Genomic DNA, 14,406 nt, shown 5'->3' with positions numbered 1-14,406 from the left:
AGAGGGACTCGAACCCTCACACCCGGGGGGCACTAACACCTGAAGCTAGCGCGTCTACCAATTCCGCCACCTTCGCACATCGGGTTATCAGTCTGAATTTACATGCCGTCTGATAAGAGCATGTTGCAGTATGGTGCGAAGAGAGGGACTCGAACCCTCACATCCGTGGGACACTAACACCTGAAGCTAGCGCGTCTACCAATTCCGCCACCTTCGCATCACTGCGGTGGGGGATTCTATAGAGTTTTGGGGGGGCGTCAACAGCCAAAGGGGACTTTTTTCGCTGTTGACGGATAAAGGCGTGCCAAGGGCACAAAACTTCAGCAATCGGCGTCAGACGGTGGCCAGCGCATCCTGATACATCTGTTCGTACAAGATGACGGAGTCTGCCCAGTCGAAGCGGGTGTTCATGGCGTGGTGCTGCACACGGGCAAAGCGTGCCGGTTCCTGCAGATAATGGAGCAAGCTGCGGCGCATGGCATCGAGCAAGGTGCTGGCAGTGGGATCGTTGAAGCAGAAACCGGTCGCGTGCGCCGGGTCAGCATCCCAGTCCACGACGGTATCTTTCAATCCGCCGACGGCCCGCACCAGGGGCAGGGTGCCATAGGCCAGACTGTACATCTGGTTGAGCCCGCATGGCTCGAACAGAGAAGGCATCAGGAAGAAGTCGGCGCCAGCCTCCACCAGGTGGGCCAGACGGTCGTCATAGGCATTGATGAAGGCAAACTTGTCGGGATGCTGGTGGGCAATGCTTTGCAACTGGGCGGCGAGAGAGGGATCACCGGAGCCCACAATTACCACCTGGACCTGATGCTGCAAGAACTTGTCCAGCGCCGGGATGAGCAGGTGTACTCCTTTCTGCTCGGTCAGTCGACACACCATGCCATAGATGGGGAGGTTGCCGACGGGGAGCCCCGTCTCCTGCTGCAGGATGCGCTTGCAGGTGTGTTTGCCATCCAGGTTGTCGGCATCATAGGTGGCGGGCAACAGAGGATCGAAGGCGGGATCCCAGTCCTGATAGTCACAGCCGTTGAGGATGCCACGCAGGTCAGCTGCCCGCTGCTGGAATACGCTGGCCATGCCGTGAGCGCCCAGGTGTGTCAGCAGCTCGCTGGCGTAGTTGGGGCTGACCGCATTGATCTTGTCTGCGTAGAGCACACCGCACTTTAGCAGATTGATGTGACCATAGTCGTAGTTGATGCGCTGCTCGTAGTCGTGGATTTCCGGCACGGCCCAGAACTGCTGGCGATCGAACACGCCCTGAAAGGCCGCGTTGTGAATGCTGATGACCGACCGGGTGCGCTGGAAGAAGGGGTTGTGGGCATGACGGGTTTTCAGCAGCAGCGGCAGCAGACCGGTGTGCCAGTCGTTGCAGTGGGCGATGTCGGGAGCGAAACCCAGCTGTTCGCACGCATGCAGGGCCGCCGCGGCCAGAAAGGCAAAGCGTTCACCGTTGTCGGGATAGGCCTGGTTGTTCTCGGCATAGAGCTGGGGGCGGTCGAAATAGTGCGGGCAATCGAGCAGATAGACGCAGATCCCGTCCAGTTCCAGCTGATGGATGCGATAGCTGATATCACTGCGATCCTGGGGGGTGGGGAGCCAGCGCGAGGCGAGGAGGGTGGCCTCGTCCCGGCGCTTGATGGTCTTGTAGAAGGGCATAATGATGCGCACATCGTGCCCCTGACGGGCGAGATGCTGCGGCAGGGCCTTGGCCACATCTGCCAGGCCCCCGGTCTTCACCAGCCCCTCAACCTCCGAGGCTACAAACAGGATTTTCAGTGGGTTAATAGCCAACTCTTGCTCCCTTAGGTACCACGACGATACCGCCTTCGGATACGGTAAACCGCTCTCTGTCATGGTCCAGATTCTCACCGATCACGGTGCCGGGTGCAATTTCAACGTTTTTGTCGATGATGGCGCGGCGAATGGAGCAACCTTCGCCGATTTTCACATCCCCCAGCAGCACGGATTCACTGATGTGGCTGCAGGGGCCTATGTTGCAGCGAAATCCCAGTATGGATCGCTGGATCTGGCTGCCCTGAATGAAGCAGCCACCGGAGATCAGGGAGTTGGCGATCTTGACCTTGCAGTCGTCGGTATCGATGAAGGTGGCGGGTGGCAGGGGTGGGTAATGAGTGTGCAGCGGCCACTTGCGATTGTAGAGAGAGAAGGGGGCATCGTCGGCCACTAGGTCCATGTGTGCCTGCCAGTAAGAGTCGAGCGTCCCCACATCGCGCCAGTAGACGTTGGGCTTCTCGCCCGGGATCACGTTGGTGCTGTAGTCGTAGACGTAGACGGGGGCACGGGGGAACAGGCTGGGAATGATGTCCTTGCCGAAATCGTGACTGGAGTTCTCCTCGGCGGCATCCCGCTTGAGCTCCCGATAGAGGGCCTCTGTCTCGAAGATGTAGTTGCCCATGGAGACCAGGGCCTGGGTGGGGTCGCCGGGGATGTGTTTCGGGTGACGGGGCTTTTCTTCAAAGCCAATCATGCGCCCTTCCTGATCCACCTCGATCACCCCGAAGGCGCTTGCTTCCTCGATGGGCATGCGCAGTGCCGCGACGGTCAGGGCGGCCGCTTTCTGCTTGTGGAAGCTCACCATCTGGCTCACGTCCATCTTGTAGATGTGATCGGAGCCGAAGATGCAGACGTGCTCGGGGTCGGAGATCTCGATGAAGCGCAGGTTCTGATAAATGGCGTCTGCGGTGCCGTCATACCAGCGTTTGCCCATTCGCATCTGGGCCGGAATGGGGTCGATGAAGCGATCCGTGATGCCGACGATGTTCCAGCCCTTCTTCATGTGCAGGTAAAGGGACTGGGACTTGAACTGGGTGAGTACATAGATGCGCAGGAAGTCGGCGTTGACGAAGTTGTTGAGCACGAAGTCGATCAACCGGTAACTGCCGCCAAAGGGTACGGAGGGTTTGCTGCGGGTGGTTGTCAGCGGTTGCAGTCGGGTACCTTCACCGCCTGCCAGTATCATGGTGAGTATGCCTGCCATCGTCGTTCTCTCCCTGAGATCATGATGTTGAAAAGGTTTTCATGTTGCTGCGAAAAAAACACCCCTAAAGGGGTGGTAAACGTTTTCTTGGTACCTTAACAGATCCCGTCTGGCACTCTCTACTTGTTTTATTACAACCGTTGCACTTCTTTAAGCTTTGCTCAGATACACCTTGAATTTGGCATCGCCCGCGATCACCTCGGTCTGTTTGAAGTGCGCATCGAGTATAGGCTGGTATCGCAGGAAGGCATTGGCGACTATGGTCAGGGCGCCATTTGCGGTCAGGTACTCAGGTGCCTTTGCCAGGAAGGTTTCGGTGGCGGCGTAGAAGGTCTTGAGCCCGGCATGGAAGGGGGGATTCGAGACAATCTGTTGGAATGTTTCGGCAATGTCGGAATAGACATCGGAGGCATGAACACGTCCGCTCAGACCGTTGACCGCCAGGGTTCGGCGGCTGGACTCCAGTGCCAGGGCATTGATATCCACCATGGTGACAGCCAGGGCCGGGTTGCGCTTGGCCAGCACGGAACCGATGACGCCGGCGCCGCAGCCAAAGTCGAGCAGCTTGCCCGTCACGGGGGGGAGGCTCGCTAGCAGCATCTGGGTGCCGAGATCCAGGCCGTCTGCACTGAAGACCCCGGGCAGGGCCATGACGGTCAGGGTGGTGTCGCCCGCCTGGCACTCATAGCGACTGAACCAGGCGTCCAGCTCGAAGGGGACGACCGGTTTGTCGAGCGTGCCGTGGTAGAGAGAGCAGCGGCGCGCAGAGTCGCGCTTGATCGGTTTCTCGCCATAAGGTGCCAGCAGCTTGTCGGCCCCGTTGATGCCGCCCCGGTTCTCGCCGGCGAGGAACAGGTCGGCCCCGCTTTCGAGCAGCGGCGTCATCATGGCCAGCAGGTATTGCGCCTCGGCCTTGGCCTTGGGCATCAGCAGCAGCAGGGCATCGAATCGGGGGGCGCCACCCAGCTGGTGATCGAACAGGATGGCGTCTCCCAGAACGGCCTGCTGGCTGCGGTAATAGCAGTAATCCGTGGTGAAGACGGTCAGGCTTTGTGCCAGCTCGGCCAGTTGACGAGGATAATCATCCTCCAGGGCACCGCACACCAACAGCCGCTTGCCGACAAAGAGGGCTTGGTTACGTTCCAGCATCTGACTGACGGCACTGACAGGACGGCTCATTGGGTCTCTCCACGCATTTTTGGGCGGCCATTATACATGGCCGCTTTCGCCTTGACATTTATGCCGTGTTCCCGAAATATGCCCAGACGCCTTATTTACCCAGAGATGATGCAATGCGGTCATGCGTATCGAAACGAAAGCATAAACACAGCCTGACAATCGGGCCTGCTGGCGTGCGCGCGTAACCTCTCATCCCTGAGACGATTCAAGCCCCGGTAGCGACTCCCGTACCGGGGCTTTTTATTGACCAATCCATCTGTTTAGGAGAAGGAAATCCCATGTTTCAAGGTTCGATAGTTGCCCTGATCACCCCATTTCGACAGGGCCAGCTGGACGAGGCCGCACTGGCTCGCCTGGTAGAGTGGCACATAGAGCAGGGAACCCATGGCATAGTGCCGGTCGGCACGACCGGGGAGAGCCCGACCCTGACCCACGATGAGCATTGCCGCGTGGTGGAGCTGGTGGTCAAGCTGGTGGCCGGGCGCATTCCCGTGATCGCAGGTGCAGGCTCCAACAACCCGGTTGAAGCCATTGAATACACCCGCTATGCCGAGCAGATGGGAGCGGATGCCACCCTGCATGTGGCCGGTTACTACAACCGCCCCAATCAGGAAGGGCTCTACCACCACTTCAAGGCGGTGCATGACGCCACCACCAAACCCATCATCGTCTACAACATTCCGCCCCGCGCCATCGTTGACGTGCAGCCGGCGACCCTGGCCCGTCTGGCCGAGTTGCCGCGCATTGCCGGCGTGAAGGATGCCACCGGTGATCTGGCCCGCCCCTGGGTTGAACGCCAGCTCATCAAGAAGCCGTTTGCCTGGCTCTCCGGTGAAGACGCCACCGCCGTGGCCTACAACATCGGTGGTGGCCAGGGTTGCATCTCGGTGACGGCCAACGTGGCCCCCAAGCTGGTGGCCGAGGTGCAGAACCTGGCGCTGGCCGGTGAGTGGCAAGCTGCCCGCGAATTGCAGGACAAGCTCATTCCGCTGCACCAGGCCATGTTCGCCGAGCCGAGCCCCGCAGGGGCCAAGTATGCGGTCTCCCTGCTGGGTCTGTGCAGCGAAGAGTGCCGTCTGCCGGTGATGCCGCTCTCCGAGGCCACCCGCGAGCGCATCCGCAGTGCCATGCAGGCATTGAATCTGTTGTAAAAACTGGGCTCTGGATCTCGCTTTTGATTGCCCGGTCAATTAATGGCCGGGCTTTGCCGATATACTCGCTTGGATACAACCAAGGATGATTTGGCATGGAAGAATGGGATCCGGAGCACTTCACCAGTTTTGAACATCTCTGTGAAGTGACCTTGTCTGCGGTCAGGGAAAAAACAGAGGCTGAACAGATCTATCTGTGGCTGCGTGCTCCGACGCCCCAGCTCTATCACTATCGCCCGGAACAGGGTCTGCTCTGCCTGAGCGCTGACATCCTCTCTTCCCTCGAGTTGCCCATCCTCTTCATCGAACGTTCCCTTGCGCTCGGCCAGTTGCTGGTGGAGCCCATCGCGCCGACCCGTGCCATCTGGGAGCGGGAGAGCGTCGAACCCGAGATCCCGCGCCTGCGCGCCAGCTTCCCCCTCAAGCGTCACAAGGGGCTGGAGGCCGTGGTCTATCTGGAAACCCGCCGTCGTCTCGATCGCCTGCCAAGACGCCAGCAGCAGAGCATCCAGCTGCTCATGCATTATCTCGCCGCCGAGCTCGAGAGTCGGCGACTCGCGGGACAGGTGGATCTGGAGCGGGATCAGCGGCTCCACACCCAGGCAGACCTCGTGCGCAGCCAGGCCCTGCAGGACTCTTTCCTCAGCATGCTGCAGGCGCTGCATCAGGTGGGGGTCAAGCTCTCCCGCTGCGAGAGCGAGGATCGTCTGCTGCACGACGCGGTGGCACTGGCCCGCCAGGAGTTGCAGTTCGATCGCATCGCCATCTTCCTGACTGACAGTGAATTCAAGACCATGCACGGTACCTGGGGTACCAACGAGGCGGGTGAGCTCATCGACGAGCGCCATTTCATCAGCCCCATTCCGGATCATCCCACGGTGCAGGAGGCGCTGCGTCGCAAGGACTATGTCCTGGTGCTGGAGGACACGCCTCTCTATTACGAGAAGCAGGAGGTGGGTCGCGGCTGGAACGCCATGGTGTCGCTCTGGGACGGGAGTACCCCCATCGGCTGGATCGCCGCCGACAACCTGCTCTGGCGGCGCCCCCTCAAGGCGTATCAGAGCGAGATCTTCAAGCAGTATGCCGCCGTGCTCTCCCAGTTGCTGATCCGACAGCGCACCCAGGAGAAGCTTGAGCGCTTCAATCGGGAGCTGGAGCTGAGGGTGCAGGAGCGGACCCGGCAACTGGCCGATACCAACCGGGCGCTGGAGGAGGCCAACCGGCGCCTCTCCCTGCTGTCTCTGGAAGATCCCCTGACTGGCATCGCCAACCGCCGCCAATGGGACATCACCATGGAACGGGAGTGGGAGCGGGCTCGCCGCCATCAGGGGGTGCTGGCGGTGCTGATGATCGATGTGGACGAGTTCAAGTCCTACAACGATCACTTCGGCCACGGCAAGGGGGATCAGTGCCTGCAGCGGGTGGCGGCACTGCTGCAGGACACCGAGCGGCGGCGCACCAACCTGGTGGCCCGCTATGGGGGGGAGGAGTTTGTCATCCTGCTGTGTTCACCGCAGCCGGGAGAGGCGGAGCGGCTGGCGGAGCAGATCCACCACGGCCTTGACGCCTTGCAGATTCCCCATCCGGCCTCCCGGGTGGCGGCGACACTCACCGTCAGCATCGGGTTCAGCTATCTGGTTCCGTCATCGGACAAGGAGTGGCAAACCCTGACCGAGCAGGCGGATCAGGCACTCTATCACGCCAAATCACAAGGGCGGGCCTGTACCCTGGCCTATCGCTGACACCTGCGTGGGGGCTGCTTCCTGGCATCGCCCTGTATAAATGAGGTGGCAAGCGTTTCTCGCCATCTGGCGCATGGCGATGCGCCCGCGCTCTGGCTAGAATGGGGGCCCATTTTTCACAGACAGATCCTGCACCATGACCCTATCCGGATTTCAAGGCCTGGTTTTCGACCTCGACGGCACTCTGGTGGACTCCATGCCCTTGCACCTGGCCGCCTGGGAGCACACCGCCCGCGAGTTTGGCTTTCGGTTCGACGCCGACTGGTTTTATGAGCTGGGAGGCATGCCCAGCCGCAAGATAGCCCTGCTGGTGGCCGAAGTGCAGCAGATCGCGCTGGATCCCCTGGTGGTGACACGCTGCAAGACCGAACACTATGTCGCCAACCTGCACAAGGCCACCCCCTTCCCGGCCATGCTGGATCTGGTGGAACGCTATCACGGCCGGATCCCCATGGGCATAGGGACAGGCTCTCCCCGTATCAATGCCGAAGCGGTGCTGCGTAACACAGGGCTGGATCGGTATTTCCCCGTGGTGGTCACCGCCGACGACGTGGAGCTGCACAAACCCCATCCAGACACCTTCCTGCTGGTGGCGCGACGCCTGGGGGTCGAGCCCGGTCAATGTCTGGTGTTCGAGGACACGGGCATAGGCGCACAGGCCGGTGAAGCGGCCGGCATGCAGGTCTGCATGGTCAGAGAGGGAAAACCGGTCGGGTTGACCTACTGAGTGACGAAGACGAGCGGGTCAACAACCGGCTCGGGAGAGAAGCCCCACTCTCATACGGGACAGGCGAAACATGAGAGTGGGGAGCAGATGTCACTGGCTGACGCAGCGACACCGTCAGGATGGGCGGGGGCGAGATTTACTGCTCGCTGCCGCCACCCTGGTTGTCGTCATAACGGCTGGGGGCGCCATGGGGGCGCGGCGCCATGGAAACCCGTGGCTTGCGGGCTCGCTGGATGCTGACGGCAGGACGGCCGGAGTGCATGGCAATGGTGGAAATCTTGGCCTTGTAGACCAGTTGCTGATTGCCATGGGCATCGGTCAACAGCACGCTGTACTGGTCAAAACCGCTGATGGTCCCCTCCAGCTTGATGCCGCTCACCAGGAAGATGGCGACCTGGCTACGGTTTTTGCGCAACCAGTTGAGGGCAGAATCTTGCCCGTTCCCGAGGGAGAAGGCCTGCTCGATAGTGGAGTAGCTTGGGGATTCAGTTGTCATAAATTATTGTCCCGCGGAAAAAAGTGGCGTTTGATTGTGCTAAATGGTCACTGCCTTGTCAAAGTCATTCTCACACCCGGGCAGGATGGACAACGACAGGGCTGGTCGGCAGGGGCCGCTGCTGCAATAATTGGCGGCTCTGGCCCCGTGGCGGGCCTCATGCTGGGGTCTTATCTTGCATCCGGTTTCACACCAACATCCACCCACCTATACCCATGACGCGACCGCCTGCGAAGAGTGTGACCTGCTGGTGCCGGCCACCGAGCTGGCCGTGGGGGAGACGAGCAGTTGTCCGCGCTGCGGCCATACCCTGACTCGTCATCTGCCGGAGCAGGAGCGCAGGCCCATCGCCTATGGCTTTGCGGCCATCATCATGTTCGTGCTCTCCAACGCCTTTACCTTCATGTCGTTCTCGGCCAAGGGGGTGGGGCAGGAGATGACCTTCCTGCAGTGCATCACCACCCTGGTGGATCAAGGCTACCTGTTCCTCGGGGCCGTGCTGAGCATTACCCTGATCGGGTTGCCGCTGGTCTATATCGGCTCCATCATGCTGGTGCTGTGGCGCCTGGACAAGGATCTGCACAGCAAGGCCCTGCGCTCCCTTGGCCGCCTGCTGTGCCGGATCAAGCCCTGGCTGATGGTGGACGTCTTCCTCATCGGGGTGCTCATCTCTCTGGTCAAGCTGATGGGGATGGCCGACATCAAGATGGGGCTGTCGTTCTGGGCCTTCGTTGGCTACACCCTGCTGCTCATCAAGATGATCTCCTCTCTGGATCGGATGTGGCTGTGGCAGCGGCTGTTCGGCCCGACGGCGGTGAGGGAGCTGGATCCCGAGGAGAGCGCCCTGTCGTGCGGTCTGGTGGGCTGTCACATCTGCGGCGCCCTGAACGAGCAGGATGCCCATAGTTGCGTTCGCTGCGGGGATCACCTGCACAGCCGCAAGCCGGGTGGTCTGAACCGCACCTGGGCCCTGCTGATCACCTCGGTGATCCTCTATGTCCCAGCCAACCTTTATCCCATCATGGACACCGTGTTCCTGGGGGATGACAGCCCCTCGACCATCATGGGCGGGGTGGTGCTGCTGTGGGCCATGGGCTCCTACCCCATTGCCGCCGTCATCTTCTTCGCGAGCGTGGTGGTGCCGCTGGTGAAGATCCTGGCGCTGCTGTGGCTCTGCTACGTGGTGCAGCGCGGCCAGGGGACATCTCCCCTCGGCAAGCTCAAACTCTATCGCATGACCGAATTTGTGGGGCGCTGGTCGATGATCGACGTCTTCGTGGTGGCCATCCTGGCCGGTCTCATCCGGCTCGACAATCTGATGACCATCTACCCTGGCCCTGCGGCCGTCGCCTTTGCCGGGGTCGTACTGGTCACCATGGTGGCTGCCATGAGTTTCGATTCCCGCCTGATCTGGGATTTACAACAAGGAGAACGCGAACGTGAGTGAGCGTAAGACAAGGTGGAAACCGGGCTCTGATTTCATGAGTTCGGCTGCCGCTATCTGGATGGTGCCTTTGCTGGCGCTCTTCATCGGCGCCTGGATGCTGTTCCAGCACTGGTATTCACAAGGGCCGAGCTTCACCCTGACGGTGGCGACCGCCGAGGGCATAGTAGCGGGCAAGACGGTGATCCGTTCTCGTGAAGTGGAGGTGGGCCGTATCGAGACGGTGGAGCTCAGCGAGGATTACAGCCATGCCGTGCTCAAGGCTCGCCTGACCAATGCCGCCGCCGGCATGCTCAAGAAAGACAGCCAGTTCTGGGTGGTCAAGCCCAGGGTCGGGCGTGAGGGCGTTTCCGGTCTTGGCACCTTGCTCTCCGGTGCCTATATCGAGCTTTCTCCCGGCAAGAAGGGCAGGGCGCGAAGCGAATACGCCATGCTGGACAGGCCACCCCTGGCATCCCTGGATGCCAAGGGATTGCGGCTCTCCCTGTCCAGCCGGGATGCCAACGCGCTGGGCGCGGGTTCCCCCATCAGCTATCAGGGATTCACCATCGGCCAGGTCGAAGAGGCCAAGTTCCTGCCCGAGAAGAGCGAGATGCAGTACCAGCTCTTCATCAACGCGCCTTATGACGTCCTGGTGAGCAGCAACTCCCGGTTCTGGTTGACGCCCGGCTTCGAGGTCTCCATGAGCAGCGAGGGGATGAAGGTGAAGATGGACTCGCTGGAGAGCCTGATCAACGGCGGCATCACCATGGGGCTGCCTCCCGGCTGGCTGCCGGGGGAGCCGGTGAAACAGAACGACGAGTTCGTGCTGTTCAAGGACGAGGAGAGCGTGCTGGCCGGTAGCCTGGATCAGTTCATCGACTATGTCTTCCTGTTCGACAATGACGTGGGCGGGCTGCATCCCGGCGCGGCGGTACAGTATCGCGGCATCCGGGTCGGTACCGTCATTTCGGCTCCCTATCTCATCGACGACAAGGGCGTCCAGCTGTTCAAGAGCCGACAGATCCCGGTGTTGGCGCGCATCGAGGTGCAGCGTCTCTCCCACCGTTATGCCAATGCGGAGAAGGAGCAGTGGCGGGCCCTGTTCAACAAGCAGTTCAAGGAAGGGCTGAGGGCCAGCCTCAAGACCGCCAGCCTGCTGACGGGGGGCAAGGTGATCGATCTGAACTTCTATCCGGATGCGCCTGTCTATCAGCCGCTCAAGATGGCGGGCTATCAGGTCTTCCCGACCGCCCAGGCCGGGCTGGATCAGATCGAGCGCAAGGTGAACCTCATCCTCGACAAGTTCGTCGACATGGACATGGCCACCACCCTCACTCAGGTCAACAGCACCCTGATGACGCTGGACAAGACGCTCAAGCATGTCAGTGCCGTGAGTGCGAATCTGGAGCAGTTTACCGGTCAGCAGTCGACCCAGCAATTGCCGGCCTCCCTCAACCAGAGCCTCAAGCAATTGCAGGAGACGTTGCAGACCTACGATGCCGGTTCCCAGACCAATCAGGAACTGCGCCAGTCGGTGCAATCCCTCAACCAGCTGATGAGCGAGTTGCAACCTCTGGTCCATTCACTGAACGAGCAGCCGAGTTCACTGATCTTTGACCGCGCTCGTCCGCGGGATCCCGAGCCCAAGCGAGGAAAATGATGAAAAAACGGATGATGACGCTGGCCTTGCTGGGCCTGCTGGCGGGATGTGGCAGTGCGCCGACGACGCTGCATTACTATTCGCTGGATGCCGACACGGCGCCGTCGAGTGTCACCACGGCGCAGCCGCAGCACCAGTTGGTGCTGCGCCCCGTCGCCCTGTCCGGTCAGCTTGACCGGATGAGCCTGGTCTATCAGCTGGAGGGAAAGGAGCTGCACTTTGCCGAGTACCATCGCTGGGCAGGTTCCCTCGATGCCCAGTTGAACCAGTTGACCCTCAATGGCCTCTCCAGCCGCTTGCCTGGCTGGGTGGTGCGTCAAGACGGGGCCCGCAAGGGGCCTGTGCTGAGCATCTCGGTCGAGCGTTTCCAGGGGCGGCACGACGGCCGGGCCCTGCTTAGCGGTCGCTGGCGCCTGCTGACGGAGGAGGGGGTCGTGTTGAGAGATGTTCCCTTCCAGCAGGAGCGGGTGCTGCCTGCCGATGGGTATGGCGCCCTGGTGAACGAGCTGGGGCAGGGCTGGCAACTGTTGCTCGATCAGATTGCGGCGGATGTGCGCACGCGCATCTGAGGAAGCATAAAAAAAGACGGGAGGCCATGGCCTCCCGTTTTGTTTGGGGTCGTCGTTATTGCTGTACTTCCGAGACGCCCTGTACCTTGACCTCTACCCGGCGATCCGGGGCCAGGCAGACGATCAGCTCGCGCTTGGATTTGCTTGTGCAGCTGTCGCCGGTGACGGGAGACTGCTTGCCACGCCCTTCCACATTGACCTTGCCGGCAGGCAGGCCCTTGCCAATCAGGTAATCGGCCACGGTCCGGGCACGCTGCTCGGACAACTTCTGGTTGTAGGCCTCGGAACCGATGCGGTCGGTATAGCCGATGACGGTGGCCGACCCGTCTTTGGGCCTGGCCTCTTCAATCTGGCTGTAGAGGGTATCCAGCGCCTGCCCGGCCTGGGGTTTGAGGGTGGCCTTGTTGAAGTCAAACAGCACGTCCGAGCTCAGGGTGAACTGCTTGTCGACCATCACGGGCTCGGGCGCGGGGGCGGGAGCTGCGACCGGCAGAGCCGGTGCAACCTGACCGAAGCGGTAGACGGCGGCCAGGGAGAGCAGGCCGTTGTCCATGCGCAGGCCGGTATCGTCACGGCTGCCATACGGGGTGCTGTACTGGTATTCGAGGCGGGCTGCCCAATCCAGGCTCAGGGCATACTCCGCACCGAGCGCGCCGACGAAGGTGAAGCGGCTGTCGTTTTCCAGCTGATCGCTGTCGGTCCAGCCATAGCCGCCCCCGACACGGCCGTAAAGGTCCAGATTGTCCGCAACCGGGAAGCCCAGTTTCAGCGTGAGCTGGGCCAGCTGGGCTTGCACGGAGTCATTGAAGGCCGCGCCATTGCGGGTGCCGCTGTACTTGAGCTTGCCAAGGTAGTCATAACCGAGTTCGACACCCAGATTCTGGTTGATCTGGTAACCGGCGAAGGCACCGGCGCCGACTTCATCGTCGTCTTTGTCGGTGATGGCGATGGCGTTGCTTTCATCGACACCGTAGAAGTTGGACCAACCCAGTTTGGCACCGCCATACCAGGTGTTGTCTTGTCCGGCTGCCTGGGCGTTGGCCGCAAGCAAGCCTGAAACCAGCAAGGTAATCAGTGTTTTGTTCATAGATGCCTCTGCAATCTTGTGTGTGGGGAGCGCGAATTCATGTCGCCTCGCCTCGTGGGTTGGGCCTGTGTTCGACCACAACACGTTTAAACGTAGCTCGCTTTTCTCGATCTACAAGCAACTGATATAAAACATATTGTGATATCCATCTGCATCATAGTGGAGACAGAAGACCGCCGGGGAACCGTGACTCGAATCTGTGATGGGTGTCATATGGGGTTGCTTTCCCTTGTCGGCAAGAGGGCCGGCGAAGCGCCGGCCCTGGCAGGATGGCCTCCGTTATCGAGGGAGGAATTCGTACTCCTGTTCGATGAAGGCGGCAGCCCGCTCGCTCAGGGCGGCGTGTACCACTGTGGTGGGGTGGACCTGGTCCCAGAACATCTTGCCTTCACAGTTCAGCTCGCCCGCACTGCGGCGCGCCATGGGCGTTGCGACGGCCTGAGCCAGCAGGGGGTTGCCGGCGATGGCAAGGCGCTCCTCGGGATTGAAGGGGGCCAGCCGACTGTCGGTGGCTGCGCTGCGGGAGGCAAACGGCTTCCACACATAGCCGCCGCCATAGCAGGCGTGCTCGGTGTCGCTCAGGCCGAAGTTCTGCGGCTCGCGCAGCATCTCGGCAAACTGCTTGTCGATCTCGAACAACTTCACCATGCCGGTGGGGGCCAGCTGGCGTGCCAGGTTCAGCAGCAGCTGGTTGTGGTAAGCGGAGACATGGCTGGCCGCCTCGACCACCTTCTGGCTGCGGGCCGAGGGGTTCTGGCCCAGATCCGGCAGGTTGAACAGCAAGATCTGCTTGGCGCCGTTCAATACCATGCGGTTGGCCGCATCGCTGATGGCGTCGCGCACCCGCTTGGCATCCTGCTCGGTGTTCCAACCATAGGCCAGGTAATCGTTGGCACCGACCCAAAGGATCACCAGATCGTCGGGCTTGAAGCCATCCTTTTGCAGGAACTGGGTCACCTCGTAGTCCAGGTTGTTGATGACCTGATACTTGGGATTCCAGGAGATCTTGTTGTAGGCCACGGCAGTGGCGCCCCCTTCCGCCTCGTTGGCGATGGCGAGGCCCGGGAAGTGCTGGTTGAGCTGCTCCAGCCAGACCGGGCCGTTGGAGAAGCGGCCCTGATGGTAGGGCGGGCTGGAGGGGAGGTAACCACGCATCTTGTCGTACATCTTGCCGGTATCGGAGAGGCTGTCGCCGAACATCACGATGCGGGAGAAGGGGGGACGCGTCTCGGCGGCATGGACCGTGAGGGCGAAGAGACCCAATAAACACAAAAGCCATTTGTTCATGTAGCTGTTCTCATGGATGGGGCAGGGCGGGCCTGCGGGCTGTTCCTCGATGGCGGCGGGCTGGGAACCCGCATGGCCAGG

General features: G+C 61.1%; 11 protein-coding genes, 1 tRNA gene and 1 pseudogene. 6 read left to right on the top strand and 7 right to left on the bottom strand.

Annotation, left to right across the window (positions count from 1 at the left end):
- Positions 1-131: 131 nt before the first annotated feature.
- From AB5Y89_RS07850 to rsmC, 4 genes and pseudogenes are all read right to left on the bottom strand, one after another.
- A tRNA-Leu gene (locus tag AB5Y89_RS07850) sits at positions 132-217 on the bottom strand.
- A gap of 116 nt (positions 218-333) precedes the next feature.
- Positions 334-1,794: a glycogen synthase GlgA gene (gene glgA, locus AB5Y89_RS07845; protein ID WP_368223377.1), complete on the bottom strand. Its 1,461-nt coding sequence runs from the start codon at positions 1,792-1,794 to the stop codon at positions 334-336.
- A pseudogene (gene glgC, locus AB5Y89_RS07840) lies at positions 1,784-3,004 on the bottom strand (glucose-1-phosphate adenylyltransferase); the annotation flags it as partial. The pseudogene glgC and the gene glgA, both read right to left, overlap by 11 nt.
- Positions 3,005-3,151: 147 nt before the next feature.
- The gene (rsmC, locus tag AB5Y89_RS07835) at positions 3,152-4,180 is read right to left on the bottom strand and encodes a 16S rRNA (guanine(1207)-N(2))-methyltransferase RsmC (RefSeq protein WP_042014854.1); all 1,029 of its coding nucleotides are present in this window, start codon (positions 4,178-4,180) and stop codon (positions 3,152-3,154) included.
- 278 nt (positions 4,181-4,458) lie between these two features.
- Here rsmC and dapA point away from each other — a divergent pair, with 278 nt between their 5' ends.
- From dapA to AB5Y89_RS07820, 3 genes are all read left to right on the top strand, one after another.
- On the top strand, positions 4,459-5,331 hold the full coding sequence (gene dapA, locus AB5Y89_RS07830) for a 4-hydroxy-tetrahydrodipicolinate synthase (protein WP_039040606.1): 873 nt from the start codon (positions 4,459-4,461) through the stop codon (positions 5,329-5,331).
- A gap of 95 nt (positions 5,332-5,426) precedes the next feature.
- A complete protein-coding gene (locus tag AB5Y89_RS07825; protein ID WP_041211732.1) occupies positions 5,427-7,073 on the top strand; it encodes a diguanylate cyclase in 1,647 nt (548 codons plus the stop codon).
- 136 nt (positions 7,074-7,209) lie between these two features.
- A complete protein-coding gene (locus AB5Y89_RS07820; protein ID WP_041211731.1) occupies positions 7,210-7,800 on the top strand; it encodes an HAD family phosphatase in 591 nt (196 codons plus the stop codon).
- A gap of 136 nt (positions 7,801-7,936) precedes the next feature.
- Here AB5Y89_RS07820 and hfq read toward each other — a convergent pair whose 3' ends face one another.
- Positions 7,937-8,296: an RNA chaperone Hfq gene (gene hfq, locus AB5Y89_RS07815; RefSeq protein ID WP_039040603.1), complete on the bottom strand. Its 360-nt coding sequence runs from the start codon at positions 8,294-8,296 to the stop codon at positions 7,937-7,939.
- Between the two features lie 175 nt (positions 8,297-8,471).
- Between hfq and AB5Y89_RS07810 the strand changes: the two genes are divergently transcribed.
- The 3 genes from AB5Y89_RS07810 to AB5Y89_RS07800 are packed head-to-tail and all read left to right on the top strand — an operon-like array spanning position 8,472 to position 11,951.
- On the top strand, positions 8,472-9,743 hold the full coding sequence (locus AB5Y89_RS07810) for a PqiA/YebS family transporter subunit (protein ID WP_368223375.1): 1,272 nt from the start codon (positions 8,472-8,474) through the stop codon (positions 9,741-9,743).
- Positions 9,736-11,382 carry an intermembrane transport protein PqiB gene (pqiB, locus tag AB5Y89_RS07805; protein WP_069651939.1) on the top strand — a complete coding sequence of 549 codons (1,647 nt, stop codon included), beginning with the start codon at positions 9,736-9,738 and terminating at the stop codon, positions 11,380-11,382. The genes AB5Y89_RS07810 and pqiB overlap by 8 nt, the downstream gene beginning before the upstream one ends.
- Positions 11,382-11,951: a membrane integrity-associated transporter subunit PqiC gene (locus tag AB5Y89_RS07800; RefSeq protein ID WP_039040600.1), complete on the top strand. Its 570-nt coding sequence runs from the start codon at positions 11,382-11,384 to the stop codon at positions 11,949-11,951. The genes pqiB and AB5Y89_RS07800 overlap by 1 nt, the downstream gene beginning before the upstream one ends.
- Positions 11,952-12,006: 55 nt before the next feature.
- Here AB5Y89_RS07800 and ompA read toward each other — a convergent pair whose 3' ends face one another.
- Together ompA and AB5Y89_RS07790 are read right to left on the bottom strand one after the other, a co-directional pair.
- Positions 12,007-13,038, bottom strand: coding sequence for a porin OmpA (ompA, locus tag AB5Y89_RS07795; RefSeq protein ID WP_010675746.1), 1,032 nt, complete (start codon positions 13,036-13,038; stop codon positions 12,007-12,009).
- Between the two features lie 279 nt (positions 13,039-13,317).
- Entirely contained in the window at positions 13,318-14,325 is a 1,008-nt protein-coding gene (locus AB5Y89_RS07790; RefSeq protein WP_045522251.1) for an SGNH/GDSL hydrolase family protein, read from the bottom strand.
- Positions 14,326-14,406 lie beyond the last annotated feature (81 nt).

This window comes from Aeromonas sp. s4, from assembly GCF_040907855.1.
Taxonomy (GTDB): Bacteria; Pseudomonadota; Gammaproteobacteria; order Enterobacterales; family Aeromonadaceae; genus Aeromonas; species Aeromonas caviae.
Note: the sequence above shows the minus strand (reverse complement) of the source record. Positions and strands in the feature narration are given on the sequence as shown.

Coding starts and splice junctions, on each gene's coding strand:
- rsmC (WP_042014854.1), bottom strand. CDS start 4,180: ATGAGCCGTCCTGTCAGTGCCGTCAGTCAGATGCTGGAACGTAACCAA.
- dapA (WP_039040606.1), top strand. CDS start 4,459: ATGTTTCAAGGTTCGATAGTTGCCCTGATCACCCCATTTCGACAGGGC.
- AB5Y89_RS07825 (WP_041211732.1), top strand. CDS start 5,427: ATGGAAGAATGGGATCCGGAGCACTTCACCAGTTTTGAACATCTCTGT.
- AB5Y89_RS07820 (WP_041211731.1), top strand. CDS start 7,210: ATGACCCTATCCGGATTTCAAGGCCTGGTTTTCGACCTCGACGGCACT.
- hfq (WP_039040603.1), bottom strand. CDS start 8,296: ATGACAACTGAATCCCCAAGCTACTCCACTATCGAGCAGGCCTTCTCC.
- AB5Y89_RS07800 (WP_039040600.1), top strand. CDS start 11,382: ATGAAAAAACGGATGATGACGCTGGCCTTGCTGGGCCTGCTGGCGGGA.
- ompA (WP_010675746.1), bottom strand. CDS start 13,038: ATGAACAAAACACTGATTACCTTGCTGGTTTCAGGCTTGCTTGCGGCC.
- AB5Y89_RS07790 (WP_045522251.1), bottom strand. CDS start 14,325: ATGAACAAATGGCTTTTGTGTTTATTGGGTCTCTTCGCCCTCACGGTC.